Source organism: Mesorhizobium marinum, assembly GCF_040813675.1.
GTDB classification, from domain to species: domain Bacteria; phylum Pseudomonadota; class Alphaproteobacteria; order Rhizobiales; family Rhizobiaceae; genus Mesorhizobium_K; species Mesorhizobium_K marinum.
Window position 1 is genome coordinate 16759 of the sequence record NZ_JBFOCI010000003.1, and the last position, 26222, is coordinate 42980.

General features: G+C 66.3%; 25 protein-coding genes. 15 read left to right on the forward strand and 10 right to left on the reverse strand.

What is annotated here, in order from left to right; all coding sequences use genetic code 11:
• Positions 1-59: 59 nt before the first annotated feature.
• Complete coding sequence (locus tag ABUE31_RS11000; protein ID WP_367723645.1) at positions 60-1220, reverse strand: mandelate racemase/muconate lactonizing enzyme family protein; 1161 nt, start codon at positions 1218-1220, stop codon at positions 60-62.
• A gap of 126 nt (positions 1221-1346) precedes the next feature.
• The gene (locus ABUE31_RS11005) at positions 1347-2261 is read right to left on the reverse strand and encodes a LysR family transcriptional regulator (RefSeq protein WP_367723646.1); all 915 of its coding nucleotides are present in this window, start codon (positions 2259-2261) and stop codon (positions 1347-1349) included.
• Between the two features lie 156 nt (positions 2262-2417).
• On the opposite strand from ABUE31_RS11005, the gene ABUE31_RS11010 reads away from it, so the two are divergent.
• The 7 genes from ABUE31_RS11010 to ABUE31_RS11040 all read left to right on the forward strand — a co-directional run bounded on the left by ABUE31_RS11010 (position 2418) and on the right by ABUE31_RS11040 (position 9732).
• The gene (locus ABUE31_RS11010; protein WP_367723647.1) at positions 2418-3614 is read left to right on the forward strand and encodes an aminotransferase class V-fold PLP-dependent enzyme; all 1197 of its coding nucleotides are present in this window, start codon (positions 2418-2420) and stop codon (positions 3612-3614) included.
• A gap of 37 nt (positions 3615-3651) precedes the next feature.
• Positions 3652-4755, forward strand: a complete 1104-nt coding sequence (locus ABUE31_RS11015) for an ABC transporter substrate-binding protein (protein WP_367723648.1) — start codon at positions 3652-3654, stop codon at positions 4753-4755.
• 53 nt (positions 4756-4808) lie between these two features.
• The gene (locus ABUE31_RS11020) at positions 4809-5732 is read left to right on the forward strand and encodes an ABC transporter permease (protein WP_367723649.1); all 924 of its coding nucleotides are present in this window, start codon (positions 4809-4811) and stop codon (positions 5730-5732) included.
• Complete coding sequence (locus ABUE31_RS11025) at positions 5729-6544, forward strand: ABC transporter permease (protein WP_367723650.1); 816 nt, start codon at positions 5729-5731, stop codon at positions 6542-6544. The genes ABUE31_RS11020 and ABUE31_RS11025 overlap by 4 nt, the downstream gene beginning before the upstream one ends.
• Complete coding sequence (locus ABUE31_RS11030; RefSeq protein ID WP_367723651.1) at positions 6541-7629, forward strand: ABC transporter ATP-binding protein; 1089 nt, start codon at positions 6541-6543, stop codon at positions 7627-7629. Before ABUE31_RS11025 ends, ABUE31_RS11030 begins: the two co-directional genes overlap by 4 nt.
• A 47-nt stretch (positions 7630-7676) precedes the next feature.
• Complete coding sequence (locus tag ABUE31_RS11035; RefSeq protein ID WP_367723652.1) at positions 7677-8651, forward strand: ornithine cyclodeaminase family protein; 975 nt, start codon at positions 7677-7679, stop codon at positions 8649-8651.
• A gap of 82 nt (positions 8652-8733) precedes the next feature.
• Entirely contained in the window at positions 8734-9732 is a 999-nt protein-coding gene (locus ABUE31_RS11040) for a LysR substrate-binding domain-containing protein (protein WP_367723653.1), read from the forward strand.
• A 10-nt stretch (positions 9733-9742) separates the two neighbouring features.
• On the opposite strand, the gene rbsK is transcribed toward ABUE31_RS11040, so the two are convergent.
• The 3 genes from rbsK to ABUE31_RS11055 are packed head-to-tail and all read right to left on the reverse strand — an operon-like array spanning position 9743 to position 12228.
• Positions 9743-10675 (reverse strand): ribokinase, encoded by a 933-nt coding sequence (rbsK, locus tag ABUE31_RS11045; protein ID WP_367723654.1) that lies wholly within the window; start codon positions 10673-10675, stop codon positions 9743-9745.
• Positions 10676-10681: 6 nt separating this feature from the next.
• Complete coding sequence (locus tag ABUE31_RS11050) at positions 10682-11137, reverse strand: RbsD/FucU family protein (RefSeq protein ID WP_367723655.1); 456 nt, start codon at positions 11135-11137, stop codon at positions 10682-10684.
• Positions 11138-11178: 41 nt separating this feature from the next.
• Positions 11179-12228, reverse strand: coding sequence for an ABC transporter ATP-binding protein (locus tag ABUE31_RS11055; protein WP_367723656.1), 1050 nt, complete (start codon positions 12226-12228; stop codon positions 11179-11181).
• A gap of 283 nt (positions 12229-12511) precedes the next feature.
• On the opposite strand from ABUE31_RS11055, the gene ABUE31_RS11060 reads away from it, so the two are divergent.
• From ABUE31_RS11060 to ABUE31_RS11070, 3 genes are all read left to right on the forward strand, one after another.
• Positions 12512-14155, forward strand: a complete 1644-nt coding sequence (locus ABUE31_RS11060) for an extracellular solute-binding protein (RefSeq protein WP_367723657.1) — start codon at positions 12512-12514, stop codon at positions 14153-14155.
• A gap of 103 nt (positions 14156-14258) precedes the next feature.
• Complete coding sequence (locus ABUE31_RS11065) at positions 14259-15362, forward strand: carbohydrate ABC transporter permease (RefSeq protein ID WP_367723658.1); 1104 nt, start codon at positions 14259-14261, stop codon at positions 15360-15362.
• Positions 15359-16276, forward strand: coding sequence for a carbohydrate ABC transporter permease (locus ABUE31_RS11070; protein WP_367723659.1), 918 nt, complete (start codon positions 15359-15361; stop codon positions 16274-16276). The genes ABUE31_RS11065 and ABUE31_RS11070 overlap by 4 nt, the downstream gene beginning before the upstream one ends.
• A gap of 37 nt (positions 16277-16313) precedes the next feature.
• Here ABUE31_RS11070 and ABUE31_RS11075 read toward each other — a convergent pair whose 3' ends face one another.
• The 5 genes from ABUE31_RS11075 to ABUE31_RS11095 are packed head-to-tail and all read right to left on the reverse strand — an operon-like array spanning position 16314 to position 21046.
• Complete coding sequence (locus tag ABUE31_RS11075) at positions 16314-17060, reverse strand: creatininase family protein (protein WP_367723660.1); 747 nt, start codon at positions 17058-17060, stop codon at positions 16314-16316.
• A 2-nt stretch (positions 17061-17062) separates the two neighbouring features.
• Positions 17063-17626, reverse strand: coding sequence for an SIS domain-containing protein (locus tag ABUE31_RS11080; protein WP_367723661.1), 564 nt, complete (start codon positions 17624-17626; stop codon positions 17063-17065).
• On the reverse strand, positions 17623-19116 hold the full coding sequence (locus ABUE31_RS11085; protein ID WP_367723662.1) for an FGGY-family carbohydrate kinase: 1494 nt from the start codon (positions 19114-19116) through the stop codon (positions 17623-17625). Before ABUE31_RS11085 ends, ABUE31_RS11080 begins: the two co-directional genes overlap by 4 nt.
• On the reverse strand, positions 19113-20237 hold the full coding sequence (locus tag ABUE31_RS11090; RefSeq protein WP_367723663.1) for a M42 family metallopeptidase: 1125 nt from the start codon (positions 20235-20237) through the stop codon (positions 19113-19115). The genes ABUE31_RS11085 and ABUE31_RS11090 overlap by 4 nt, the downstream gene beginning before the upstream one ends.
• On the reverse strand, positions 20234-21046 hold the full coding sequence (locus ABUE31_RS11095; RefSeq protein ID WP_367723664.1) for a BtpA/SgcQ family protein: 813 nt from the start codon (positions 21044-21046) through the stop codon (positions 20234-20236). The genes ABUE31_RS11090 and ABUE31_RS11095 overlap by 4 nt, the downstream gene beginning before the upstream one ends.
• A gap of 156 nt (positions 21047-21202) precedes the next feature.
• On the opposite strand from ABUE31_RS11095, the gene ABUE31_RS11100 reads away from it, so the two are divergent.
• From ABUE31_RS11100 to ABUE31_RS11120, 5 genes are all read left to right on the forward strand, one after another.
• Positions 21203-22225 (forward strand): aldo/keto reductase, encoded by a 1023-nt coding sequence (locus ABUE31_RS11100; protein ID WP_367723665.1) that lies wholly within the window; start codon positions 21203-21205, stop codon positions 22223-22225.
• Positions 22226-22302: 77 nt separating this feature from the next.
• On the forward strand, positions 22303-23841 hold the full coding sequence (locus ABUE31_RS11105) for a UxaA family hydrolase (protein ID WP_367723666.1): 1539 nt from the start codon (positions 22303-22305) through the stop codon (positions 23839-23841).
• Between the two features lie 82 nt (positions 23842-23923).
• Positions 23924-25396, forward strand: coding sequence for a class I adenylate-forming enzyme family protein (locus ABUE31_RS11110; protein ID WP_367723667.1), 1473 nt, complete (start codon positions 23924-23926; stop codon positions 25394-25396).
• Positions 25397-25413: 17 nt separating this feature from the next.
• Positions 25414-25971, forward strand: a complete 558-nt coding sequence (locus tag ABUE31_RS11115; protein ID WP_367723668.1) for a GNAT family N-acetyltransferase — start codon at positions 25414-25416, stop codon at positions 25969-25971.
• Positions 25964-26209, forward strand: coding sequence for a hypothetical protein (locus ABUE31_RS11120; RefSeq protein WP_367723669.1), 246 nt, complete (start codon positions 25964-25966; stop codon positions 26207-26209). The genes ABUE31_RS11115 and ABUE31_RS11120 overlap by 8 nt, the downstream gene beginning before the upstream one ends.
• The last annotated feature ends 13 nt before the right edge of the window (positions 26210-26222 follow it).

A 26222-nucleotide genomic window follows, 5' to 3' on the forward strand; every position in this document is an offset into this window, starting at 1 on the left:
TCGCAGGTCCGTGACAGCGAGCGGCGAAGCGCCTGAAACGACGGCCGCCGCCCGTACCATCAGAGGCCGACTGTCGCCCAACGGTGCGGCGCGACAGCGTCGCGGTCGAGCGTGACGCCGAGGCCCGGCCCGGCCGGGACCGGCATCTCGCCTTCGCGGATCGTCCGTTCGAGCGGCGCCGACACCACCGGGTTGTAGCCCGGCTCGACCTCGAAGTCGGGGAAGGCCTCGAGTACCATGAAATTCGGGATCGCCGCGGCGAACTGCGCGGCGATGGCGGTCGCCAGCGGGCTGCCGTAGTTGTGCGGAGCCACGCGGATGTTGTGGAGTTCGGCGGCCGCCGCGATCTTCAGGCCTTCGGAAAAGCCGCCAGTGTTGCAGATGTCGGGCTGTGCGATCGACAGGCCGCCGGCGCAAAACGCCTTGTGGAAGCCTGACCGACCATAGAAGCGCTCGCCTGCGGCCAGGGGGATGTGGGTCTTTCCGGCAACGGTCGAGAACACGTCCGGCAGCGCCGGGTCGACCGGCTCCTCGATGAAGCAGATGCCCAGCGGCTCCAGGCGCGCGATTAGCGGCACGAGCAGGTCCATCGTCAGGCCACCGCCGAAATCCAGCATGATCTCCACGTCCGGTCCGACCGCCTCGCGAACGGCCTCGCAGCGCTCGACGATGAGCTGCTCGCGGGCGCGCTCGACGCTGCGGCGCACCGGATGCTTGACGATCATGACTGGGTCGGCGACGCCGAGCGGATAGAGCTTCAGCCCACGAAACCCGCGCGTCGCGGTCCTGGCCGCGGCAGCGGCATATTCCTGCGGCGTATCGCAGCCCATCCACCATCCGTTGGCGTAGGTCTCCAGACTTTCCACGAACGGACCGCCGAACAGCGAATGAACGGGCACGCCGAGCGCCCTCGCCTTGATGTCCCAGAGAGCGTGATCGATTGCGCTGAGCGCGGCGAAGCAGATCGCGCCGCCGCCCTTGGTCCAGAAGCCGTTGTCGTAGATCGTGTGCCAGAGCAGCTCGACGGGACCGGGATCGCGGCCAACCACGAAGCGCTGGACCATTTCGCGGAGCATCTCGGCCGAGGCCATGGTCCCGGCGCCATAGGCGATGCCCGCCTCGCCGATGCCGGTGACGCCGGCGTCAGTCTCCAGCTCGAGGATGACGCCGCGCCGGTTTCCACACGGGACGACATAAATGTTGGCGGCGGATACGATCATGCGCAGGTCCCGACTGAATCAAACGACGCGACTATGTCGCGCCGGTCCGCCGATGGACCACGGAATAGTTCGCTCAGGCCCCCGCGCTTTTGGAATAGTGCGTGCGCCGACGCACCAGGACGCCGGTCAGGCGATACCCCGGGCCTTCAGTTGCTGCTCTTCCTCGAACATCTGCTCGGCGATCCAGTCGCGCACGGCCAGGACGAGCGGGCGCGGCTCGCTGCTCCCTGTCACCAGGTGATAGACTCGACCGGTTTCGATGACGGTATCGCTCGCCCTAACCAACTGCTCGTCGAGCATCAGCTTCGAGATCACCGACGTCCAGCCGATTGCCAGTCCCAACCCCCTGAGCGCGGTGTGGATGACGACCGAATAGTCGGAGAAGGTCAGCGTCCTCCAGGATGGGTCGATCGGCGCGCCGCCGGTGAAATCTGTCCAGTCGACGGGATGGCCCGACAGGTTGGTCAGGGTGTGCGGCTTCTTCGGCCGCTCGAAGGTGCCGAATTCCTCCAGATAGGCCGGCGAGCCGACGACCATGATGCGCTCCGGCGCAAACCGGCCGTCGAGGCGGCGCGACTCCTCGGGATCGGCGATCCTGAGGCCGAGGTCGCAGCCGTTCAGCGGGCCGTAGACGCGGATCGGCATCAGCTGGAACTGCAGCGTTGCCTCCGGGAAACGCTCGAGGAACTGCGAATAGCGCGGCATCAGCCAGTGCGTCGCCATGCCGGTCGAGGTCGACAAGGTGACAACTTCGCCGCGCTCCGAAGTGTTCTCCATCTCGATGATGACGTTCTCGACCGAGGCAAACGCGCGGGTCGTTGCCTGGCCCAGGCGCTGCCCGTTCTCGGTCAGGCTGAGGCGCGGCCCGTTGCGTACGAACAGTTGCTGGCCGAGGTGTTTTTCGAGCGCCGCGATCGCATGGCTGACCGCAGGTTGAGTTATATTAAGCTCTTCTGATGCCCGCGAAAAACTGCCCAACCGCGCCGCGGCTTCGATGACGAAGAGCGAGTTCGACGACGGCAGACGGCGACGCAGGACCATGAACCCAGCTTATAGTATCGATGAAACTTATCCACCTTTTTGCGGCATCGGATCGATGCAATCGTTGTGCCTGCGGCAACCTGAAGCGGCGCGAAACGCGACGCAGGACCGCACAGTACGAGAGCAATGGCAGTTCGAGAATTGGATATTGCGTGCTTGCGCGCAGAGACGCCCGGATGCAACGGGCAGTTCACGCACCTCAACAATGCGGGCGCCTCGCTGAAGCCACGGATGGTGGTCGAAGCGGTCGCCAGGCACCTCGAACGCGAGGAAGAAATCGGCGGGTACGAGGCCGCCACGGAGGCAGCAGGGGACGTCGGCGCGTTCTACGCTTCGGTCGCACGCCTGATCAACGCGCAACCATCCGAGATCGCCTTCGTCGACAGCGCGACGCGGGGCTGGCAGATCGCCTTTCTCGCGCTTGGCCTGAATCCCGGCGACGAGGTGCTCACGTCGAGCGCCGAGTACAATTCCAACATGATCAGCTTCCGCCATGCCGAACAACGCCTCGGCATCAGGACGGTGCTGGTCCCCGACGAGGCCGACGGCAGCATCGATTGCGCGGCGCTCGAGCGCGCCATCACCGGCCGGACGCGGTTGATCTCCCTGTCGCACATGCCGACCAATGACGGCATCGTGCAGCCCGCGGCAGAGGTCGGTCGCATCGCCAAAGCGCACGGCATCCCCTACCTGCTCGACGCCTGCCAGTCGGTCGGCCAGATGCCGATCGACGTGACCGGCCTCGGATGCACCATGCTGACCGCCACGGGACGCAAATATCTTCGCGGGCCGCGCGGCACCGGCTTCCTGTGGGTCGACAGGACATGGCAGGACCGCCTCGTGCCGGAAATGCTCGACATCCGCTCGGCGCGCTGGACCGAGGTCGACCGCTTCGAGATCATGGACGACGCAGGCCGCTACGAACTGTGGGAGAACAACGTCGCGGCGCAGATAGGCCTCGGAAAGGCGGCGGCCTATGCGGTGCGCCATTCGCTCGACCTCGTGTGGGAGCGCATCCAGATGCTGGCGGCGCGGCTCCGGTTGCTGCTCGCCGAACTGCCCGGCTTCGACGTCCACGACAGGGGCGCGGTCAAGAGCGGCATCGTGACCTTCAGCAGCCGCGCCGTTCCCGCCGCCGAACTGACGGCATGGCTGCGGCGCGAACACGCCATCAACACGTCCGTGTCGGCCGTCCAGTTGACGCGAACCGATCTCCTTTCCAGCGGCCTGACGCATGTGGTGCGCGCCTCGGTGCACGCCTTCAACACGGAAGACGAAGTCGACCGGCTGGCAGCCGCGCTGCGGCCGCTGGCGACCGGCCGGGACGCGGCGCAAGCCGTACCGGTTTCGTGACTTGATCAGTTCAGATGATAACAATGGGAGCACTGACATGACATTCCAGACGACACGCAGAACCCTCCTCGGCGGCATCGGCGCCACTGCCCTCGGCACGCTCGCCGCGCCCTACCTGATCCGCCCCGCCTTCGCCCAGTCGAAGGAGCTCAACGTGTGGAGCTACTCGGGCTTCGTCACCGACGAGTTCAAGGGCAAGTTCGAGAAGGACACCGGCATCACCGTCAACATCCGCCCGGTCTCCGACCAGGGCGAGCAGTTCAACCTGATGGTCGCCGAAAACGGCAATCACAGCGCCGACATTGTCTGCTGCGCCGGCCACCGCTTCTACCAGTTCGTGGACAAGGAACTGCTAGCCCCGATCGACTTCAACAAAATGACCAACTGGAACAAGATCGACGACTCCATCGCCAACGCGAAATGGGTGTCGCGACGCGACCAGGTGTGGGGCGTGCCGATCGTGCTCGTGTCGACCGGCCTGCTCTACAACAAGGAAGTGTCTCCTGCCGCTCCCGAGAGCTGGTCGGTGATGTTCGATCCGGCCAACGCCGGCAAGACGACCTACCAGATCCAGGACTTCTACCAGATCGTCATGAACTACCTGGGCTACGACGGCTCGGCCGCGTCCTATGTCGACGATCCGCAGAAGGCGCAGGACGCGGTCAACGCGACGCGCGACTTCCTGATCCAGCACAAGGACAAGGTGCGCCGCTACTACGACGCGGCGACCGAAATCCAGCAGATGTTCGTCAGTGGAGACGCGGACTTCGCGCAGGCCGGCTCCGGCCCCGCCTCGCAGATCATCCAGGAAGGCTTTGCCGCCGGCTACACGATCCCCAAGGAAGGCGGCCTCGCCTACGCCTACGGCTTCAACATCGCCAAGGGCGCGAAGAACCTCGACAACGCCTATCTCTTCCTCGACGCGCTCATCGCCTCGCCGGAGAACGGGGCGGCGATCGTCCGCTCGACCGGGTACAGCTCGACCATCAAGGGCACCGACGCGCTGCTCAACGACGCCGAGCGCGAGGCGCTTGGGCTGACCCCGGAAGAGACCGGACGGCTGTCCTGGGTGGACGTCGAGACGGCGCCGTTCATCTTCGACCTGATCGACAAGGCCGCGGAAGAAATCCGCGCCGCCTGACGAAACCGCGTCCGCCCTGGCCCGTTCGGGGCGGACGCTTTCTGGATTTTGCGATGACCCGCCTGCTCATACTCGCGAGACGTTTCGGTCCCTACCGCGCATTCGCGGACATGCTGTCGACGCATCCGCGCCTGCGCTATGCGCTTGTGGCCGTCGTGCCGCTGCTGTGGATCGTGGTCGCGGACATCGCGCCGCTCGTGCGCATGGTGCTGATCAGCTTCTACGAGCGCTTCCCTTTGCCTCCCGGCGAAACCCCGAGCTTCACGCTGGCGCAGTACCAGGCCTTCGTCGACCGCCCGCTCTACCTGTCGGCGTTCGTCAGGACGTTCGTGTTCGGCGGGCTCGCCACGCTGCTCACCCTCGTCGTGATCTTTCCGATCGCCTACTACATCTCCAAGGTGGTTCCGCGCGACAAGCGCCTGCGCCTGCTGCTGCTGGCGATCGCGCCGTTCTGGATCAGCGAGGTGATCCGCAGCTTCGCGTGGATCCTGATGCTGGCCAACAAGGGGGCCATCAATTCGTTCCTGATCTGGACGGGCCTCATCGGCCGCCCGATCGAGCTCCTCTACAACAACATCTCGCTGACCATCGGCGTGCTCTACCTGACGTCGCTCTACATGCTGCTGCCGCTCTACGCGGCGCTGGAAAAGATCGACGATCGCCTGATCGAGGCTGCCTCCGACCTCGGCGCTTCCCGCTTCGCCATCCTCAGGCGCATCATCATGCCGCTGTCGCGCGAGGGGATCATCACCGGCTGCGTCCTGGTGTTCCTGCTGGTCACCGGCCTCTACGCTCTGCCGCAACTGCTCGGCGGCCCCTCGAACACGCTGTTCGCCTCGATCATCGGGCAGGTCTTCTCGCGCGCCGGCGATTCCTGGCCGCTCGGCAGCGCCTTCAGCGTGATCCTGATCGGCACGTCGCTCGTCATCGTCGCCATCTTCATGGCGCTCTTCCAGTCACGCAGGAGCCGCGCATGAGGCTGCTCGACCGCTTTGCGCTGCCGGCCTATTTCTGGCTGTTCGTCGCCTACCTGTTCCTGCCGCTGGCGATCATGGCGGCCGTCGGCTTCCGCGATTCGAACTTTGTCGCATTCCCGATCCAGGCCTGGACCACACGCTGGTACCAGACGGTCATCTTCGAGCGCGACGTGATGTCGTCGATCTGGGTTTCGGTGAAGGTCGCCTTAGGCGCGACCGTGATGTCGCTCGTGATCGGCATTCCGATGGCGTTCTTCGTGGCGAGGCTACGCGGCTTCTGGCGCGCGGTGATGATCGCGATCATCGTGCTGCCGGCCTTCCTGCCGGTGGTCGTCGCCGCCATCTCGATGCGCATGTTCATCGGCGTGCTGGGCCTGCAGACGGGCATACCGGCCGTCATCTTCGGCCACGCCGTCTCGACCGTTCCCTTCGTCGTGGTGATGATCCTGACCCGGTTCGGCTCGATGAGCCCCAATCTCGCCGACGCCGCGCGCGACCTCGGTGCGGACGAATTCATCGTCGCCTACCGGGTAACGCTGCCGTACCTGATGCCGGCGATCTTCGGCGGAGCGGTGTTCTCCATGCTGCTGTCGTTCGAGGATTTCGTGCGCTCGTTCTTCCTCGGCGGCTTCGAGCCGACCTTCCCGGTGCTGCTCTTTGCCAAGCTCCGCTTCGGGTTCGATCCCGGCCTCGCCGCCATCTCCACGATGGTGCTGATCGTCAGCGTACTCGTCGGATTGTACGCCGAGCGCTTCATCCGTCGCCGCAAGCTCAACAGCTCCTCCGATATCCCAGCACTGGACAATACATGACTGCTCCTCTCCAGCCCGCCATCGAGGTCCGCAACGTCGTCAAGTCGTTTGGCAGCATGCGCGCCATCGACGACGTTTCGCTGTCCGTCGCGCCGGGCGTGTTCCTGACCCTGCTCGGACCGTCGGGCTGCGGCAAGTCCACCCTGCTGCGAACCATCGCCGGCTTCATCACCTCCGATTCCGGCAGCGTGCTGATCGGCGGACGCGACGTCACCAGCCTGCCGCCGAACGCGCGGCCCGTGAACATGGTGTTCCAGGACTACGCCCTGTTTCCGCACATGACAGTGCGCGAAAATGTCGGCTTCGGCTGCGAGATGCAGGGCCTGTCCCGGCAGGCCAGGGAGAAGCGTGTCGACGACCTGCTCAACCTCGTACAGCTGCCGCAACTCGGCCACCGCCGCCCGGACGAGCTTTCGGGAGGCCAGCGTCAGCGCATCGCGCTCGCCCGCGCACTCGCCCCGGACCCGGTGTCGCTGCTGCTCGACGAACCGCTCGGCGCGCTCGACCTGAAGCTTCGGCTGGAAATGCAGCGCGAATTGAAGTCGCTGCAGCGCAAGACCGGCAAGACCTTCGTGTTCGTCACCCACGACCAGGAGGAAGCCATGTCGATGTCCGACCTGATCGCCGTCATGCGCGACGGACACATCGAGCAGCTCGACCGGCCGGAAGTCATCTATTCGCGCCCCGTCAGCCTCTACGTCGGCAGCTTCGTCGGCGCGGCAAACCTGCTCGAAGCGACGGTCGACGGTGTCGACGGCGAACAGATGCGCGTCGTCTCGCGCGCCTTCCAGGCGGTGCTGCCGCGATCGTCGGTGACAACGCCGGGGGACGTGACGCCCGGAATGGCGGTGACGCTGCTGGTCAGGCCGGAGCATCTCCAGGCGTCCACGCCAGCGGCGGGCGGGCTCAGCCTCGCCGGCCGCGTGAGCGAACGCACCTACCTCGGCAATCGCGTGCATGTGCGCTTCGAGACCGAGGATGGACGCTCGCTGCTGGCGGACGCGCGCGCGGAGGACGTCGCCGAGGTCGGCGAGGTCTTCAAGGCAGCCTTGCGCCCCGAATCGGTGGCCGTGCTGCGGAGCTAGCCGCGCATCGCCGACATGTTGGAATTGAAATACGGAAAGGAATTGCAATGGAAATGATCGACGCTCGCCGGGTGCACGAACTGGGCGACTTCGCAGGCCTCGTCGAGGCGCTGCGCAAGGCGCACAAGGGCGGCATGCCGAAGCACTCGGACCGGTTGATCTACCAGGAGCCCAATCCCGCGGGGCAGCCGGACATCTTCATCATCCTGCCGGCGTGGGAACCGCAGGAAGCGATCCTCGCCAAGTTCGTGACCTCGTTCCCCAACAACAGGGAGCGGCACGGCGTGTCCAACGTCAATTCGCTCTACTGCATGATGAACGGCCAGACCGGGATCACCGAGGCGGTCATGGACGGCGAGGCCATCATCTTCCGCAAGACCTCGTCGGACTCCGCGCTCGGCTCCAGCATCCTGTCGCGGCCGGATGCCGAAACCTTCCTGATGATCGGCGCCGGCGCGCTGTCGCCCTACACTGTAGAGGCACATCTCACGGTGCGTCCCTCGATCAAGCGGGTCCTGCTGTGGAACCGGACATCGTCGAACGCCGAGGCGCTGGCCGCCAAGCTCGCCGAGAAGGGCATTTCGGCCGAAGTCGCCGGCGACCTGGACGCAGCGGTTTCCGAAGCCGACATCATCTGCAGCGCCACCATGGCGACGACGCCGCACCTCAAGGGCAAGCTGCTCAAGCCTGGCTGCCATGTCGACCTGATCGGCTCCTTCACGCCGGAGATGCGCGAAGCCGACGACGACGTGCTCAAGCGCGCAAAAATATTCGTCGACCACCGCCAGACGACGACCCGCTCCGGCGAGTTCCTGGGGCCGTTCGAGCGCGGTGTCATCGCGCCGTCCCACGTCAGGGCGGACCTGTTCGAGCTGATCCAGGGCAAGGCCGAAGGCCGCACCAGCGACAGCGACATCACGATGATGAAGAACGGCGGCGGCAGCCACCTCGACTACTGGGTCGCGAAATACCTGATGGACCGCCACTTCGGCAGGGAATTCTCGACCACCTGTTCTAGCTGATGCAACCGGGACGGTCGCGGGGCGGCCGTCCCTCCACCTGGACATTTGCACGATGGAACTTCCTCGACGATCCATACCTTCGGTGTCCGGCCTCATCGCATTCGAGGCGACCGCGCGGCATCTGAGCTTCTCGCGCGCGGCCGAGGATCTCGCGCTGACCCAGGGCGCGGTCAGCAAGCGCGTTCGCCAGCTCGAAGGCGTGCTCGGCTTCCAATTGCTGACGCGCAACACCAACCAGGTCTCGCTTACCGAGATCGGGCAGACCTACCTCGGACATGCCCGCAAGCTCCTGCGCCAGTTGCAGACCTCGACCGAGGACATCCGTGCGTCCGCCCAGGGGCGCGACAGCATCCGCGTCGCCGCGCAGACGGCCTTTGCGATTCGGTGGCTTGTGCCGAGGCTCGCGGGCTTCTCCGGCGCCTTTCCCAACTGCACCGTCAACCTCTTGTCGTTCTGTTCGTCCGACGACCCGCAGCTGGTCGAGGCCGACTGCATGATCTGCGACGGACCCCTGCCGTGGCGCGACGGCCAGACGAGCACCCTGGTTTCCGGACCGAGCATCGTCGTCGCATCGCCGGCCATGGCCGGCGGCGGGGTGCGCGCCGTGGACCCGCGGCAGCTTGCCGGCATGGCGCGCCTCGCATGCAACCGCACACCGGACCTGTGGCAGCAGTGGTTCGCGGCGGAGGACTGCAACGATTCGACGGCCAGCGAAGCACGCTTCGATGACCTTGCAGTGCTGATCGAGGCGGCCGTGGCCGGACAGGGCATCGCGCTGCTGCCCGAATTCCTGGTGGCCGACGACATCCGGCAGGGCCGGCTGAAAGTCCTCTGCGCCGAGAGCCGGACCGAACACAGCCGCTACCGCGTCGGCGCACCGCTTCGCCACAAGGGCTGGGCGCCGATCCAGGGCTTCGTCGAGTGGATCACCAGGCCCGAGCAGGCATGCGCAGCCAATGTCCGCCGCCTGCCCTCTCGCGATGCAGACCCGGTGCCGGCGATGCCGGCCTGGACCCCCGCGCAACCGGCAAAGCGCCAGGCGGCGGGGAGCGCGGCGCGAGCACCCTTCCCTCTCGGCTAAACGGGGACCGTTAGCCGCCGGCGCGCAACAGCGCTTCGACCTCGGCGAGCGACGGCATCGACGGCGCGGTTCCGGGCCGCGTCACCGAGATGCCGGCGACGGCGCAGGCGAAACGCACCGCCTCGGGCGGCGCGAAGCCGCGCGACAGAGCCGCGGCAAGACCGCCGTTGAAGGCGTCGCCCGCGCCGGTCGTCTCGACCACCGGACCCGCCGAAACGGCGGGCACGTGCTCCGACGCCCCCTTCGCGTGCAGCAGTGCGCCCTTCTCGCCCAGCGTGACGATCACCGTGCCGACACCCATCGCCAGCAGCCTGTCGGCCGCGCGGCGCGCATCGTCCACCGTTTCGACCGCCATGCCGGTCAGTTCGCCGGCTTCCGTCTCGTTCGGTGTCACATAGTCGCTGAGCGCGAACATCCGGTCTGGAAGCGTCGCCGCCGGAGCCGGGTTCAGGATCGTGGTCACGCCCGCCTGCCTGGCGATTTCCAGGGCATGCTGCGCGGCCGCGACCGGCTGCTCGAGCTGGGTAACGAACACGCCGGCGGAGCGAATGAGCGCGGCGTTGGCGTCGATGTCCTCGGGCGAGATCATGGAAGCCGCGCCCGGGCAGACGATGATGGCGTTGTTGCCTGTCGTCTCCTCGATGAAGATGTAGGCGGCGCCGGTGTAGCTCTCCGGGGTCTCGATGACGGCCGCCTTGACGCCCGCGTCCTTCCAGGTGGCGCGCGCCATGTCCGCGAACGGGTCCCTGCCGAGCCGCGTGACGAAGGTCACGTCGGCCCCGAGCCGGCCCGCCGCGACGGCCTGGTTGGACCCCTTGCCGCCCGGTCCGAGCTTGAAATCCGATCCAAGGATCGTCTCGCCCATGCGCGGCGCCCGGGCCGCGCGATAGGCCGTGTCGGCGACGAAGACGCCAAGGATTACGACCGGCTTCTGGTCAGGCATCTGGTGTCAGTCCGCGTCCGGAGGGATGACGCCCTTGCGGAAGGCGAAGCAGCCGTAGAAGCGACGCTCGCCGGTCTGGATCACGCAGTAGGCCTGCTTGGCGCGCTCGTAGAAGGCGTAGCGTTCGATCGAGATCATCGGCCAGCGCTTGCCCTCGGCCTTGTCGATCGCCTTCTGCACTTCCTTCTGGACAGGCGGTATCTCCTTCGGCTTCCCGACGATCTCCATGCGCGCGGCGGCGTCGTCGACGAAGCTGTCGAGCGGGTAGACCGAGAGGATCGCCGCCGCGGCTTCGGCGGCCGTTGTGTTGTCGATCCTGAGCACCCTGCCGAGCCGGGTCTGACGCGCCACCGAATCGGAGGGAAAGTTGGTGTCGGCGATGATCAGATCGTCGCCGTGGCCCATGGCGCGCAGCGCGTAGAGCACGTCTGCATTGAGCAGCGGATGGACACCCTTAAGCATTCACTCAATTCCTCCCGAACTGGTTTGGCCCGAAGGGCCGGTCAGAGCCGCTTGCCGCCGTCCGGGTCGAACAGATGGACGGCATCGGCGCGCGGCCGCAGGTGGAGCGTGTCGCCAGGCTTGAAGTCGTGGCGCTCCCTGAACAGGGCGACGACCTCGCTCGAGCCGAACCGCAGCACGACGGTGGTTTCCGACCCGGTGGGCTCGACCACGGAGATGCGAGCCGCAAGCCCCTCGTCCGCGATCTCGAAATGCTCGGGCCTGACGCCATAGATCACGTCGCGGCCCTCGGCCACCTGCTGGCTGCCGGACATCGGCAGCAGGGCGCCGTCGACGCGGACGCCGCCGGCCTCGACCTTGCCCTTCAGCATGTTCATCGCCGGCGATCCGATGAAGCCGGCGACGAAGGTGTTGGCAGGACGGTCGAAGAGCTCCAGCGGCGCGCCCATCTGCTCGATCCGGCCCGCCTGCATGACGACGATCTTGTCGGCCATCGTCATCGCCTCGACCTGGTCGTGGGTGACGTAGATCGTCGTGGTCTTGAGGCGCTGGTGCAGTTCCTTGATCTCGGTGCGCATCTGCACGCGCAGCTTCGCGTCGAGGTTGGACAGCGGTTCGTCGAACAGAAAGACCTGTGGATCGCGCACGATGGCGCGGCCCATTGCCACACGCTGGCGCTGGCCGCCGGAAAGCTGGCGCGGATAGCGGTCGAGATACGGCGCCAGATCGAGAATCTCGGCCGCGGCGCGAACGCGCTCGCTGATCTGCGCGCGATCGATGCCGCGCAGCTTCAGCGCGAAGCCCATGTTCTGAGCCACGGTCTTGTGCGGATAGAGCGCGTAGTTCTGGAACACCATCGCAATGTCGCGCTTGCTCGGCGGCAGATGGTTGACGACGCGGTCGCCGATGGCGATGTCGCCGCCGGAGATGGCCTCGAGACCCGCGATCATGCGCAGCAATGTGGACTTGCCGCAGCCGGACGGACCGACCAGCGCGACAAACTCCCCGTCGGCGATATCGACGCTCACTCCATGCAGGACCTGAACGGACCCGTATGCCTTCGACACATTGCGGATTGCGACCTGCGCCATCGTCCCCCCGATGCAAATTTCCGGCCGAAACTAGTCAACTGGACAGGCCGAGTCCACTGGTCGATTCAATCGATGCAAACAACATTGCGCATCGCGTTGACTTCAAGCGGAATTGCCCCTTAGTGTCGGACGCTTTCTATCGATTTAGCATCTCCGACATCCCGCGCGGACACGGGCAGACAGTCTAATTCGATCAGCCCGGGCCGGCAGTGGGAGTGACAGTGATATTCGGCCTCGGAGAGCGACCAAACGCAACCCTGAACCAAGCTTGGGAGGAACCTAGATGAAAACTGGAATCTACGATCAATTGATGCGGGCGGGCGCTACGCGTCGGCAGCTGCTGAAGGGCGCTGCCAGCGTCGCGGCCGTTGCCGCTGCGTCGACCGGCCCGCTCGGCATGCTGACGCGTCAGGCGTCCGCGGACGCGGCCCTGCGCGCGCAGATCCTGCAGATCCCCGGCGTCGGCAAGGGCTCGCCCACGGACGCCGACTGGCAGAAGGTCGGCGAGCTGTGCCTCGGTGCGACCAAGGCCAACGTCGCCGAGGGCGAATTCGCCGGCGTCGAGCTCACCTTCATGGGCCTGAACAACCAGAACCTGCACAACTTCCTGTTCCGCGGCTTCCTGAAGCCGTGGGAGGCCTATACCGGCGCGAAGATCAACTGGATCGACCTCGCCCAGGCCGACTACAACGCCCGCCTGCAGCAGTCGATCGCCACCGGCACCGTCGACTTCGACATCATCGAGATGGGCGCGCCCTTCGAAGGCGACACCGCGAGCAAGGGACTGCTGGACGAGATGCCCGACTGGGTCGCGACCCAGATCGAGGCCGACGATCTCGTCGGCTACCTGAAGCCGCCGGTCGGCACCTGGGACGGCAAGAGCTATCGCATCACCATCGACGGCGACTGCCACACCTTCGCCTACCGCAAGGACTATTTCGGCGACGGCTCCATCACCGGCATGGCCGAAGTGCCGAAGTTCTGGGACGACGTGAACGCCGCGTCGATCGCCGTCAAGGGCAAGACCGACCCGCTGACCGGCCTGCCCGCATACGGCTTCCTCGACCCGCTGAAGGGCTGGGGCGGCTTCGGCTTCTACTTCCTGGAAGACCGCGCGTCGGCCTATGCCAAGCATCCCGACGACAAGGCCTGGCTGTTCGATCCGGACACCATGAAGCCGCGCGTCAACAACCCGGCCTTCGTGCAGGCGATCCAGGACGTCATGGACCTGATTGCGGCCGGCGCCTATCCGCCGGACCAGATCAACGCCGACCCCGGCACAACCGCCTTCCAGCAGTTCCTCGCCGGCACCGGCGCGGCCCTGACCTGGTGGGGCGACGTCGGTTCGAACGCACGCACGTCCGACACCTCGGTCGTCGGCGATGTCGTCGGCTTCTCGATCAACCCCGGCGCCAAGAAGGTCTACAACTCCAAGACGAGCGCCTGGGAAGAGAAGGAAAACTTCGCGCCGAACATGGCCTACATCGGCTGGGGCGTATACGTGACCTCGCGCGTCTCGTCCGACGAGAAGAAGCGCAAGGCCGCATGGTCCGCGGCTGCCCATCTGGGCGGCAAGGACCTGTCGCTCTGGACGGCAGCCTATCCGTCCGGCTTCCAGCCCTACCGCCAGTCGCACTTCAACTACGACGAGTGGGAAGCAGCCGGCTACGATCGCGCCTTCATCGAGGACTATCTGGGCTCGAACGCCGACAGCTACAACCACCCGAACGCGGCGATCGAGCCGCGCATCCCCGGTATCTTCCAGTACTATTCCGTGGCCGAAGACGAACTGGCGAAGGGCTTCGCCGGCCAGTACAAGTCGGCGCAGGAAACCGCGGACGCCATCGCCGCGGCCTGGGAGAAGATCACCGACCAGATCGGTCGCGAGAGCCAGATCAAGCTCTACAAGGCCTCGCTGGGCATGTAACACGGCGGGGTGCGCGCCCTGAGGCGCGCACCCCATACATTCGGTCGGGCGGCGACACGCAAGCCGCCTTTTGCAATTTCAGGAATATGGCTATCGGGGGCGCATGAGCCAGGGGGATCTCCTTCACGTCGTCACGGCTGACGACATATCCGACCGGCGCAAGGCCTTCGGCCGCGCCATCGTATGGGGCTCGGCGCTCATCGTCGCGCTGGTGGCGGCCGCCCAGACGGCGCAGCAGATGGGCTATGCGCAGTTCGGCTTCGAGACCTGGCGCCCGACGCTCTACGCCTACATCCTGTGGGCCATCTGCCTCTGCTGGAGCCAGGTTCTGATTCGCGGCGAACAGGGCAAGCGCACGCTCTTCGTTCTGCCTGCGGCGCTGTTCGTCATCTCGCTCACCGTATTCCCGCTCCTGTTCGGACTCGTCATCGCCTTCTCGAACTGGAACCTGTCGTCCCCGCTCGGACGCCAGTTCAACGGGCTCGACAACATCCGCCAGATGTGGGCCGACCCGTTCTACTGGAACGCGCTCACCAACATGGTCCTGTACAGCCTCGCCATCCTGGTCGAGTACGCCGTGGCGTTCGGCCTGGCGCTGCTGCTCAATGCCGAGATCCGCGCCCGCAAGTTCTTCCGCGTCGCGTTCCTGCTGCCGCTGATGCTCTCGCCGGTCGCGGTGAGCTGGATGATCGGCAAGTCGATGCTGGAAATCCGCTTCGGGCCGATCGCGCGCTTTGCGCGCTGGGTCGGCTGGGAGAACCCGTCCTTCTTCGGCTCGCCTGAGATTGCGCGCCTCACCATCATGTTGCTCGACGCGTGGACCTTCATTCCGTTCATGATGATCATGATCCTGGCCGGACTGCAGGCGATCCCGAAGGAATTGACCGAGGCCGCCCGCGTCGACGGCGCAGGTCCCTGGAAGACCTTCTGGGAAGTCACCCTAACGTTGATGCTGCCGGTGTCGATCACGGCGATCCTCATCCGCATCATCTTCAAGCTGAAGCTGGCGGACATCGTCATCAACCTGACCGCCGGCGGCCCGGGCGGTGCGACCGACACCGTCACCTCTTTCATTTTCCGTGAATATCGGGATCGATCCAACGTCGGCTACGGAACGTTGCTGGCGATGGTCTATCTCGTGATCATCATCATCGCGATGACCATATTGATGAAAATTGCAGACCGCTTCGCGAGGCCACGCACATGAGCGAAGCCATCTTCCGCGACGGCGAATCGGACCGCTCCTTCAAGGCGCAGCGCTTCGCCGGCAAGACCCTGATCTACCTGCTGCTGATCGTGTGGGCCATCATCTGCCTGTTCCCGATCTACTGGACGATCACGACCAGCTTCAAGATCGCCCCGAACGTGATGAAGGGCAACATGATCCCCTGGGTCGACTACACGCCGGCCTGGCTCGGCTGGCGGTCGCTCGGCATGTCGCCCGACACGATCTGGGCCGAGAGCACCGTGCGCGACGAGTTCCTGAAGCGCTTCTTCAACTCGACGATCACCGCGATCGCCTCGTCGTCGATCGCGGTCATCCTGGGTTCGCTCGCCGCCTACGGCCTGTCGCGCTTCTCCTACAAGTTCGGCTTCATGCGCAACTCGGACATCTCGTTCTTCTTCCTGTCGCAGCTCATCCTGCCGCCGGTCGTGCTCGCGCTGCCGTTCCTCGTCCTCTACAAGCAGCTTGCGCTGCTCGACACGCGCATCGGGCTGATCCTGCTCTACACGCTGACCGTGCTGCCGATCGTCATCTGGATCATGCGCGACCAGTTCGAATCGATCCCGACCGAACTGGAGGAAGCGGCACTGGTCGACGGGCTGTCGATCTGGGGCGCCTTCTTCGGCGTCATCCTGCCGATCGCGCTGCCCGGCATGATCGCGGCCTTCATCCTCAGCCTGGTGCTGACCTGGAACGAGTATTTCTTCGCCGCGCTGCTGACCTCCACCCACGCCAACACGTTGCCGGTTATGGTCGCATCGCAGACGGGAAGCCAGGGCATCAGCTGGTGGTCGATGGCCGCGCTGTCCTTCGCAGCCATCCTGCCGCTGATCGTCATCGGCGTGGTGCTGGAGCGCTACCTGATCAAGGGCATGACCGCCGGCGCGGTGAAGTAGGCCGCGCCGGAGCCACCGCCATGCGAAGGCGGTTCCGCTAGTCCTGCTTCAACAGGGTGAGGAGGCGCGCCAGGATGAGGTCGCGCCCCCTGGCGCCGAGCTCGGCGCTCGCATCCTTCGCGGTCGCCGTGTACCAGCCCTTGTTCTCGGCCAGTCGCGCCATGTCGACCGCCTCCGGGCAGAGCGCCAGCATCAGCGACGTTTCGCCCTGGCCGGCATGGTCGAAGGGATATTCGGCCAGGATTTCCGGGCTCATCAGGGGATGGACCTGGATCCAGTTGAACGGGTTGCGCCCCTCGCCGTGCTCGGAATAGTAGCTGGCCATCGCATCGTCGCCCCACCACCCCTCTCCGCTCTTTTCCTCGAGCAGGCGGAAGATCGCCTGGCGGCCCGCCGCCTTGAATGCGAGATCGGTCGGCATGCCGGCGACGAAATTCTCGGTCTGGTGGTGGATGATCGCGTGGATGTTGCGAAAGCCGATACGCAGAAGGCCGTGGAACAGCGCCTCGCCGAAGGGCGCCAGGACATTGCCGCCCACCTGCACCGTTCCGGACCCTTCGGGCCCGGCAACCGCATAGCTTGCCGCGCCGTAGTAGAAGGGCGGAAGGATGACGATGTTCATCTCGGCTTCGACCAGCTCAAGCATACGGACCACGGCCAGCGTGTCCATGCCGACAGCCATGTGCTCTCCGTGATACTCAAGCACGCCGAGCGGCAGGACGACCGGCCAGCGCTCCTCGATGGCCGTGCGTATCTGGTTCGGCAGCATGAGTTCGTAGCGCATGGCTACTCCATGTTGGTGTGCCGGGCGCGCATCGCCTCCGCCGGCTCGTCGAGCATCGACTTGAACCTCAGCACCATCACCTCGAAGAGCAGGAAGAGCGCGCCTTCGAAGATCGATCCCATCGGCAGGAACGACGTCACGGCGGGGCCCTGGTCGTCGGCCATGGTCTGCGCCGGAACGACCAGCACGAAATCGGCGAGCGCGGCTGCGCTGGCCTCGGGCTGCGCGGTGACCAGCACATTGGTCGCGCCGGCGTCGCGTGCGACCTTCATCAGCGTCAGCACCGTCGTCGTTTCCCCCGGCCCCGAACTGGCGAAGAAGACGTCGCCCTCTCCCACCGGGGGCGTCGTCATGTCGCCGACCACCGCAACCGGCAATCCGAGGTGATAGAGGCGCATCGCGAAGCCCTTGACCTGCAGGGCTTCCCGGCCGCAGCCGTAGACCACGATGCGGCGCGCCTCGGCCAGCATCCGGCAGGTCTTTTCGATGGACGTCCCATCCACCCGCCGCAGCACGCCGGCGAGTTCGCCGAGGGCCTGGCCGAATGGGTCGTCCATCGTCGTCATGGCAGCTCCGCCATCAGGTCGCGGTTGCGATCGTAGAGTTCGCGGAACACGCGGTAGCGCTTGCGGTAGGTCGCGCGGGTCTTCTTGTCCGGCACGATCCGCCGATCCTCGCTGTTCCAGCTGAAGATATCCTTCCTGGCCACGTCGCCGACGGCAAGCGCGGCGAGGAAGGCGTCTCCATAGCTCGCGCCGATCGTCTTCTCGCAGACGGTCTGCGCCATGCCGGAGACGTCGGACGTCGCCTGGAGCCACACGCGGTTCTTGGTGCCGCCGCCGACCGCCAGGAGCTTCTTCGGAACGGTGCCGATCTCGCGATAGGTGTCGACGATGTGGTTGGTGCCGTAGGCGATCCCTTCGAGCAACGCGCGGTAGAGGTCCCCTCGCCCGTGCGTCAGGTTGAGGCCGAAGACCGCGCCCTTGGCGTCGGCGTCGTGGATCGGCGTCCGCTCCCCGGAAAAATAGGGAAGCATGACGAGACCGTTGGCCCCCGGCGGGGACGCTTCCGCCTCCTTCGCGAGCGCCGCAAAGGCGGCGCCCCTGTCGAGTTCGCGCGCGGTCGTGTCGCGGAACCAGTGGGTGAGCGTGCCGCTGGTGGCCAGACCGGCCATCGAGGCGTGCACGTTCGGCACGAGCCAGGGCGCGTACCACAGGCGCGCGTCCTCGATGCGCTTCCTGGACAGCATGATGGTGAAGATGGTCGAGCCGTACATCACCATCATGTCGCCGGCGTTCACGACGCCGACGCTGACGGCCTCGGCGGCGGCGTCGATGGTGCCGACCGTGACCGGCGTGCCCTTCGCCAGCCCCGTGGCGCGTGCGGCCGCCGCCGTCACATGGCCGGCGATGTCGGTCGCCCACATCACCTTCGGCAGCCGCTCGATCTCGATGATGTCGGAGCTGAGCTCGGTACTCCATCCCTGCCGGTCGAGCAGGTAGAGCGGCGAGAAGTTCGCCGCCGAATAGTGGTCGATGACGCATTCGCCGGTCAGCTTCTGCACCAGATAGGTCGTCGAAGTGACTATCTTTGCGGCCTTGCGGAAGATGTCCGGACGGTTCTTGCGCAGCCACAGGATCTTGGGGCCGACCGACTGCGACGTCAGCGCGTTGCCGCAGCGCTCGAGGATGCGCTCGCGGCCGATCGCCGCGTCGAGTTCCTCGATCTCCCTGGCCGAGCGCGTGTCGACGCCGTAGAGCGCAGCGTTGCACAATGCCTCGCCCTTCTCGTCGACCGGCAGCATGCAGGGGCCGATCGCGCTGGTGGCGACCGCCCGTATGCTCTCGGGCGCGACGCCGCTTTCAGCCAGCATCTTCTTGCAGATGAAGGTGAAGTCGCCCCACCAGTCCTGCCTGGGACGATGTTCTGCCCAGCCCGGCTGGGGAACCAGCATCTTGTGCGACCTGGACGCGCTTGCAACCACGCGGCCATCCGCATCGACGATAACGCCCTTTGATTCGAAGGTGCCTATGTCGATCCCGAGATAGTGGTTCATTCGTAGTCGTCTCGGTCGAGGCTGAACCCCGCGTCGATCCGGCCGATGCCCTCGACGAGCAGCGTCGTCAGCGCATCGAGATCGCCGATGTCGCAGACCTCGAGCGAGGAGTGCGAATAGCGCATCGGGAAGCCGAGATCGATCGCCGCCACCCCCTGCCCGACAAGCTGCACGTAGGACGTCTCGGTCAGCGCGCCGGTGTGGGCGCTCCGCTGCAGCGGCATGCCCAGGCTTTCGCTGACGCCGCCGAACAGCGACACCAGCGCCGGATGCGGGATCGTGCCGTTCAGCGTCCCGCGGCCGTGGAAGGAGTACATGCTCATGCCGGGGCCGCCGCCAAGCTGCACCTCGCCCCGATAGCCCATGTCGGGCGTGTCGGTGGCCAGGATGATGTCAAGCTGGATCGCGATGTCCGGCTGCAGGATCTGCGCCGCCGTCAGCGCGCCGCGCAGGTTGAACTCCTCCTGGACGGAAAACACGAAATGCACCGTCGGCGCCTTGCGTCCCGCCAGCTGCCGGGCGACCTCCACGACAACCGCGCAGCCGGCCCGGTCGTCGATCGCCGTGCCGGCGACGCGCTCCGCCGACAACTCGACGAAATGCGGCCGGTAGACGATCGGCTGGCCGACATCGATGCCGGCGGCCAGCACCTCGTCGGCGCTGCCGAAACCGGCGTCGACATAGAGATCCTGGTACGGCACGACCCGGTATTTCTCGTCGGGCGTCGTCGCGTGGTGGCTCTTGTTGGCGATGACGCCCGGGCGGTCGCGCCCCGGCGCCACGCAAACCAGCACTTCCTGCGACGGCAGGGCGCGCTCCGGCACGCCGCCCAGTCGCTCGATCCTCAGGAAGCCGTTCGGCTCGATCTTGCGAACGATGAAGCCGAGCTGGTCCATGTGCGTGAACAGCATCACCGAAGGCGCGCCGGGATCGCCCTCTCGCGTGGCGATCAGGTTGCCGAGGCGGTCGGTTCGGGTCTCCAGCCCGAGCGCCTTCATCTGCGCCGCGAGGTGACGCCGCACCCTGCCCTCGTAGCCCGCAAGCCCGGGTATCAGCATGAGGTCGCGGAGTTCGCTTTTCAGTCGAGCCGAGACCTCTCCCTTCGCTTCGCCGCCGCTCATGATCCGCGCGCCGTGCGCACGATGCGCATGAACTCGATGGCGCGCTCCGGATCGACCGCGTTCCACGTGTTGCCGTCGACCTTGAGCGAGGAGCCGACGATGCAGCCGTCGGCGATCCTCAGCACGTCCGCGACCGTCGCATGCTTGACGCCGGTGTTGGCCAGAACAGGCGTGTCCGGCAGTGTCTTCTTCACCGCCTCGAGATCGCTCAGCGCCGCGGCTTCGCCGGTGATCTGGCCGGACACCAGGATCGCATCGGGGATGCTTGAGAACACCGCGCTGCGGGCGCGGTCGGGCAGGCTGCGCTGGTCGAGCGAATGGGCGAACTCCGCCGAGACGTTGTAGAGCAGCGCCAGGTCCTGCCGGTGCAGGCGGTCGCGGTAGCGCATCGCCTTTCCGGCGTTCGGCGTCCACGGCCCCATGTCGGAGGCGTAGGTGCCGGTGAAGATTTCGCGAACGAACGCCGCGCCGGTCGCGGCGGCGAGCGCGATCGAGGACATCGGGTCCCAAAGGACGTTGACGCCGAACGGCACCGTGATCCTTTCGCGCACGCGGCCTACGACATAGGCCATCGTGGCCGTCGACGCCGTGTCGACCGCGAATTCGTACGGGCGATCGTTCTCGTTGCCGAACATGATCGCGTCGAAGCCGGCCTTCTGCAGCGCATCGACATCCTTGACGACGCCCTCGACCAACCCGTCGATTCCAGCGTCGACGTCGAACAGCGGCGACCCCGGCAATGCACCGAGGTGCACCATGCCGATCACCGGCTTTCCTGCGCCAAACACATGCCTGAACTTCTGCGTCACGATCTCTCCCTTTCCATGCACTTTGATGCTAGCAACCATCGGAATCCGTGTCCAACGGCCGACGGCGGGCGCCCAACGAATCTGCTGGACCGGCCCCGCCGAATTTGCATCATCCGCCGCTAACTGTTTACGCACGTCAAGACTGGAGGAGCGCTCGTGAAGACAAAAACCTGGGATCGCATCGGAAACGGCGGCCTGACCTTCACCGAACTCGGTTTCGGCACCGCGCCGCTCGGCAACCTCTACCGCCCCGTCTCCGACGCCGATGCGCAGGCGACGCTGGACGCCGCGTGGGACGCAGGCGTCCGCTACTACGACACGGCTCCCCTTTACGGCCTAGGCTTGTCGGAAGCGCGCCTCAACCCGTTCCTGCGCGGCAAGAAGCGCGAAGACTATGTGCTGTCCACCAAGGCCGGGCGCCTGCTTGAGGTCTGTCCTCCCGACCAGCGCACCGGCATCGGCAAGTTCTTCGACACGCCATCCCGGCGCGAGGTCTACGACTACAGCTACGACGGGGTGATGCGCTCCCTCGAGGCGTCCTTCGAGCGGCTCGGCGTCGACAGCGTCGACATTCTCTTCGCGCATGATCTCGACATCTTCACGCACGGCTCGAAACAGGCTTCGGACGCGCGCATCGAGGAGTTCATGCGCTCCGGCTACTACGCCATGCTGGCGCTGCGCGACCAGGGCGTGGTCAAGGCCTTCGGCGCCGGGGTCAACGAATGGGAAGTCTGCCAGACGCTTGCCGAGCGCGGCGATTTCGACCTGTTCCTGCTCGCTGGCCGATACACGCTGCTCGAGCAGGAGGCGCTGCAATCCTTCCTGCCGCTCTGCCAGAAGCGGGGCATCGGCATCGTGCTGGGCGGCCCCTACAATTCCGGCATCCTGGCGACGGGGCCGAAGCCAGGAGCCTACTACAACTATTCCGAAGCGCCGCGCGACATCCTCGAACGGGTCGCCCGGATCGAGGCCGTGTGCCGGCGTCACGGCGTGGCGCTGATCGAAGCCGCGCTGCAGTTCCCCGCCCTGCATCCCTCCGTCGTTTCGCTGATCCCCGGCGGCCAGCGCCCGGAAGAGGTCAAGAGCAACCGCGCCATCCTCGACGCCGCCATTCCGCAGGACCTCTGGCGCGACCTGAAGGCCGAGGGGCTGATGCGCGAGGATGCGCCGACCGGCTGACGTCGGGCGTCAAGTCTACGGTAGCGCTGCCAGACCTGCTGTTGTAAATGGTCTGGTCCCAAACGTGGAACGATACGATGCTTGACAAGGTAGCCAGGACCCTTCGCCTGAGCGACGAGGACAATGTCGTCGTCGCGACCGAGAGGACAGAGCAAGGCGTGACGGTTGCACCCGGCATCGTCGCCCGGCAGCGCATTCCCTTCGGCCACAAGGTCGCGATCGCCCCGATCGGCGCCGGCTCCCCGGTCAGGAAGTTCGGGCAGATCATCGGCTTCGCCAGCCAGCCGATCGCACCGGGCGACTGGGTGCACGAGCACAATTGCGACATGGGTCCCGAACACGGCGCGTTCAACCGCGACTACCAGATCGCCGAGGGCGCCCGGCCGGAAAACATCCTGCCGGTCGAGGAACAGGCGACGTTCCAGGGCTTCCGGCGCGCCAACGGCAAGGCTGGCACGCGCAACTATGTCGGCATCCTGACCTCGGTGAACTGCTCGACCACGGTCGCCGGCTTCATTGCGCGCGAAATCGAGCGCTCGGGCATCCTCGACGACTTCCCCAACATCGACGGCATCGTCGCGCTCAAGCAGGCCAACGGCTGCGTGATCGACTACCGCGGGGTCATCTTCGACACGCTGAAGAAGACCACCTGGGGCTATGCGACGAACCCCAACATGGGCGGCGTCATCATGGTCGGGCTCGGCTGCGAGGGCTTCCAGATTCCCCGCTTCAAGGAGGCCTACGGCGTCCAGGAAAGCGAAACCTTCCGCACGATGACCATTCAGGAGACCGGCGGCACCAGGAAGACCGTCGAGGCCGGCGTCGAGGCGGTCAAGGCGATGCTGCCGACCGTCAACGCGGCGCGGCGCGAGACGCTGCCCGCATCCGAACTGATCCTGGCGCTCCAGTGCGGCGGCTCGGACGGCTACTCCGGCATCACCGCCAACCCCGCGCTCGGCGTCGCCGCCGACATCCTGGTCCGCAACGGCGGAACGGCAATCCTCTCCGAGACGCCCGAGATCTACGGGGCGGAGCATCTGCTGACGCGGCGCGCAAAGAACAAGGAAGTGGGCGAGAAGCTCATCGAGATCATCCACTGGTGGGAGGACTATACCTCCCGCAACAACATGGAGATGAACAACAACCCCTCCCCCGGCAACAAGCTCGGCGGCCTGACGACGATCCTCGAGAAGTCGCTCGGCGCCGCGGCCAAGGGCGGTTCGACGACGATGAACGCCGTCTACCATTATGCCGACCCGGTGACGGAGAAGGGTTTCGTGTTCATGGACACGCCCGGCTACGACCCGGTCGCGGCAACCGGCCAGGTCGCCGGCGGCGCCAACGTTCTCGCCTTCACCACCGGTCGCGGATCGGCCTACGGATGCAAGCCGACGCCGTCGATCAAGCTGGCGACCAACACGCCGATGTACGAACGCATGGTCGACGACATGGACATCAACTGCGGCGACATCCTCGACGGCGTCACCCTGCAGGAAAAGGGCGAACAGATCTTCCGCGAGATCCTGGCCGTCGCCTCCGGCAAGAAGACCAAGTCGGAAGAGCTGGGATACGGCGACAACGAGTTCGTTCCCTGGCAGATCGGCGCGACCATGTAGCGGGGGCGACGCCCCGCCGCCGTCGCGCGGCCGAAGCCGATGTGAGGCAACCCACGCAGAGCGCACGACCGCCGGAGACCTGTTGAGCCAGCCCCCGCCGACCGCATTGCTCCCCGCCATCGTCGCCGGCCTTCCGGATACGGCGGCGCTCGTCGACGTGCGCTCCGGCCAACGGCTTTCGCGCGACGAGATTTGGCAGGCGACGTGCGACCGCGCCGCAGCGCTGGTGGCAGGCGGCGTCGAGCGCGGCGACGCCGTCGTCATCGGGCAGCCGGAGGGCGTCCGCTTCATCCTCGACGTCTTCGCCGGCTGGACGGCCGGAGCAGTCGCGGTCGCGGTCAACCCGAGGCTGACCGCCGACGAACAGGCCCGCGTCCTGGCCGCGACCGGGGCGACCGCCTGGCTCGGCCCGACCGGCCAGGAAACCCGCGCGCGGCTCGACGCGGAGGCGCGACCCGCGGCGGAACTCCTCGCCGGGCGCGCGCTCGGCCTCGACGCGCCGGCGCTGATGCTGATGACGTCGGGCACGACCGGCGCGCCGAAGGGCGTGGTGCACAGCCTTCGTTCGCTGTCGGCGCGGCTCGCCCTCAACATCGCCGCCATCGGCCGAGCCGACCTCGTGCGCACGCTGAACGTTCTGCCCGCATTCTTCGGACACGGGCTGATCGGCAACTGCCTGACGGCGCTTGCCGCCGGCGGCGCGCTGCACGTCTGGACCGACCCCGACATGACCGAGTTGCGCTCGCTCGCCGACCTGATCGACCGCGAGCACATCACGTTCATGAGTTCGGTGCCGTCCTTCTGGAAGATCGCCATGCGCCTGTCCGGGCAGCCGCGACACCCGCTGCAACGCGTCCATGTCGGCTCGGCGCCGCTGTCCATCGAGCTCTGGGAAAGCATCGCCGCGTGGACTGGAACGCGGCGCGTCTTCAACATGTACGGCATGACCGAGACGGCGAACTGGATCGGCGGCGCGTCCCTGGACGAGCCCTCGGCGCGCGACGGACTGGTCGGGCATGCCTGGGGCGGGAGTTTCGGCGTTGTCGGCGAAGACGGTCGCGTCCGCGCGGCCGGCGCCGGCGAAGTCGTCCTGAACTCGCCGACGATCATGCTTGGTTTCCACGGCATGGCCGACAAGACGGCGGAGGTGTTCCACGGCGTCTGGTTCAGGACGGGCGACATCGGCGAGATCGACGCGGAGGGGCGGCTGACCCTGGTCGGACGCATCAAGAACGAGATCAACCGCGGCGGCGTCAAGGTGCCGGCCGAGGAGATCGACATGCTGCTCGAACGCCATCCCGCCATCGGCGAGGCCAGCGCATTCGCGGTCCCGGACCCGGTGTCCGGCGAGGCCGTCGCCGCGGCGATCGTGATGCGGCCCGGCGCCGAGGCGAGCGACGACGCCATCAAGGCGTGGTGCCGGCTGCACATTCGCCCCGAGGCGGTGCCGTCGCAGCTTTTCCGGCTCGACGAGATTCCGCGCAACGAACGCGGCAAGATCGTCCGCGCCGTCGTGCGCGAGGCCGCGCTGGCGCAATCGGGCGCGCGCCGCTGATGGGCAAGCCGCACCCCATGCTGCAGAGGCTTGAGACGGAGCGCTTCGTCCTGCGCCCTCTCGGCCGCGTAGAGGCCTACCGCATCGGCCGCAGCAACTGGAACCACGACCAGGAGATCATGCGCAACCTGATCCACTCGGCAAAGCCGCTCGATCCGTGGCGCTGGCTGAAGAAGATGGTCTGGGTCAACGGCAAGACGAAGTTCTCGTACGCGATCGTGCCGAGGGACGGCGGCGAGCCGATCGGCATTCACGGCATGACGCTGCAGAAGCATCGCAGCGCGACCCTGGTCGTCGCGATCCACGACCGCGCCTACTGGGGCAAGCAGGTCGTGGCCGAAATCCGCAGGGCCATAATCGACCATGCCTTCGAGCACGGCGTCATCGACCGCCTGTGCTGCACGGTGAACGCGCGAAACATCGCCTCGGTCTTCAACTACAAGAAGCTCGGCTTCAGGCATGTCGGCACGCTTCACCAGGCGCACTACGATCCGGTGAGCAAAGAGCTTTTCGACACGCTGATCTTCGAACTCCTGAAGTCCGACTGGCAGAAGCAGAGGATGGCGCATGCCTGACGATGTCGACCTCAGGGCCCGCGCGACGGTAGCGAATGCGCTCAAATGTTCGCTCGACGCCGTTGCCGCCGACGCGAGCGTCGCCAGCCTGCCGCAATGGGACAGCATCGGCCATGTCAACATCGTGCTGGAGATCGAGGCCGAGATCGGCAGGCCCCTCGCGCCGGAGGAGATCGCCGGCATTGCGTCGGTTGCCGACGTGGCGCTGCTCTATGCAGGCCGCAAGGCCTCGGCCTGACCGCGGCGTGGCC

Excerpts from the sequence above, each read along its gene's own strand:
- ABUE31_RS11000 (WP_367723645.1), bottom strand. The coding sequence starts at position 1,220 with ATGATCGTATCCGCCGCCAACATTTATGTCGTCCCGTGTGGAAACCGG.
- ABUE31_RS11005 (WP_367723646.1), bottom strand. The coding sequence starts at position 2,261 with ATGGTCCTGCGTCGCCGTCTGCCGTCGTCGAACTCGCTCTTCGTCATC.
- ABUE31_RS11015 (WP_367723648.1), top strand. The coding sequence starts at position 3,652 with ATGACATTCCAGACGACACGCAGAACCCTCCTCGGCGGCATCGGCGCC.
- ABUE31_RS11020 (WP_367723649.1), top strand. The coding sequence starts at position 4,809 with ATGACCCGCCTGCTCATACTCGCGAGACGTTTCGGTCCCTACCGCGCA.
- ABUE31_RS11025 (WP_367723650.1), top strand. The coding sequence starts at position 5,729 with ATGAGGCTGCTCGACCGCTTTGCGCTGCCGGCCTATTTCTGGCTGTTC.
- ABUE31_RS11030 (WP_367723651.1), top strand. The coding sequence starts at position 6,541 with ATGACTGCTCCTCTCCAGCCCGCCATCGAGGTCCGCAACGTCGTCAAG.
- ABUE31_RS11035 (WP_367723652.1), top strand. The coding sequence starts at position 7,677 with ATGGAAATGATCGACGCTCGCCGGGTGCACGAACTGGGCGACTTCGCA.
- rbsK (WP_367723654.1), bottom strand. The coding sequence starts at position 10,675 with ATGCCTGACCAGAAGCCGGTCGTAATCCTTGGCGTCTTCGTCGCCGAC.
- ABUE31_RS11050 (WP_367723655.1), bottom strand. The coding sequence starts at position 11,137 with ATGCTTAAGGGTGTCCATCCGCTGCTCAATGCAGACGTGCTCTACGCG.
- ABUE31_RS11055 (WP_367723656.1), bottom strand. The coding sequence starts at position 12,228 with ATGGCGCAGGTCGCAATCCGCAATGTGTCGAAGGCATACGGGTCCGTT.
- ABUE31_RS11060 (WP_367723657.1), top strand. The coding sequence starts at position 12,512 with ATGAAAACTGGAATCTACGATCAATTGATGCGGGCGGGCGCTACGCGT.
- ABUE31_RS11065 (WP_367723658.1), top strand. The coding sequence starts at position 14,259 with ATGAGCCAGGGGGATCTCCTTCACGTCGTCACGGCTGACGACATATCC.
- ABUE31_RS11070 (WP_367723659.1), top strand. The coding sequence starts at position 15,359 with ATGAGCGAAGCCATCTTCCGCGACGGCGAATCGGACCGCTCCTTCAAG.
- ABUE31_RS11075 (WP_367723660.1), bottom strand. The coding sequence starts at position 17,060 with ATGCGCTACGAACTCATGCTGCCGAACCAGATACGCACGGCCATCGAG.
- ABUE31_RS11080 (WP_367723661.1), bottom strand. The coding sequence starts at position 17,626 with ATGACGACGATGGACGACCCATTCGGCCAGGCCCTCGGCGAACTCGCC.
- ABUE31_RS11085 (WP_367723662.1), bottom strand. The coding sequence starts at position 19,116 with ATGAACCACTATCTCGGGATCGACATAGGCACCTTCGAATCAAAGGGC.
- ABUE31_RS11090 (WP_367723663.1), bottom strand. The coding sequence starts at position 20,237 with ATGAGCGGCGGCGAAGCGAAGGGAGAGGTCTCGGCTCGACTGAAAAGC.
- ABUE31_RS11105 (WP_367723666.1), top strand. The coding sequence starts at position 22,303 with ATGCTTGACAAGGTAGCCAGGACCCTTCGCCTGAGCGACGAGGACAAT.
- ABUE31_RS11115 (WP_367723668.1), top strand. The coding sequence starts at position 25,414 with ATGCTGCAGAGGCTTGAGACGGAGCGCTTCGTCCTGCGCCCTCTCGGC.
- ABUE31_RS11120 (WP_367723669.1), top strand. The coding sequence starts at position 25,964 with ATGCCTGACGATGTCGACCTCAGGGCCCGCGCGACGGTAGCGAATGCG.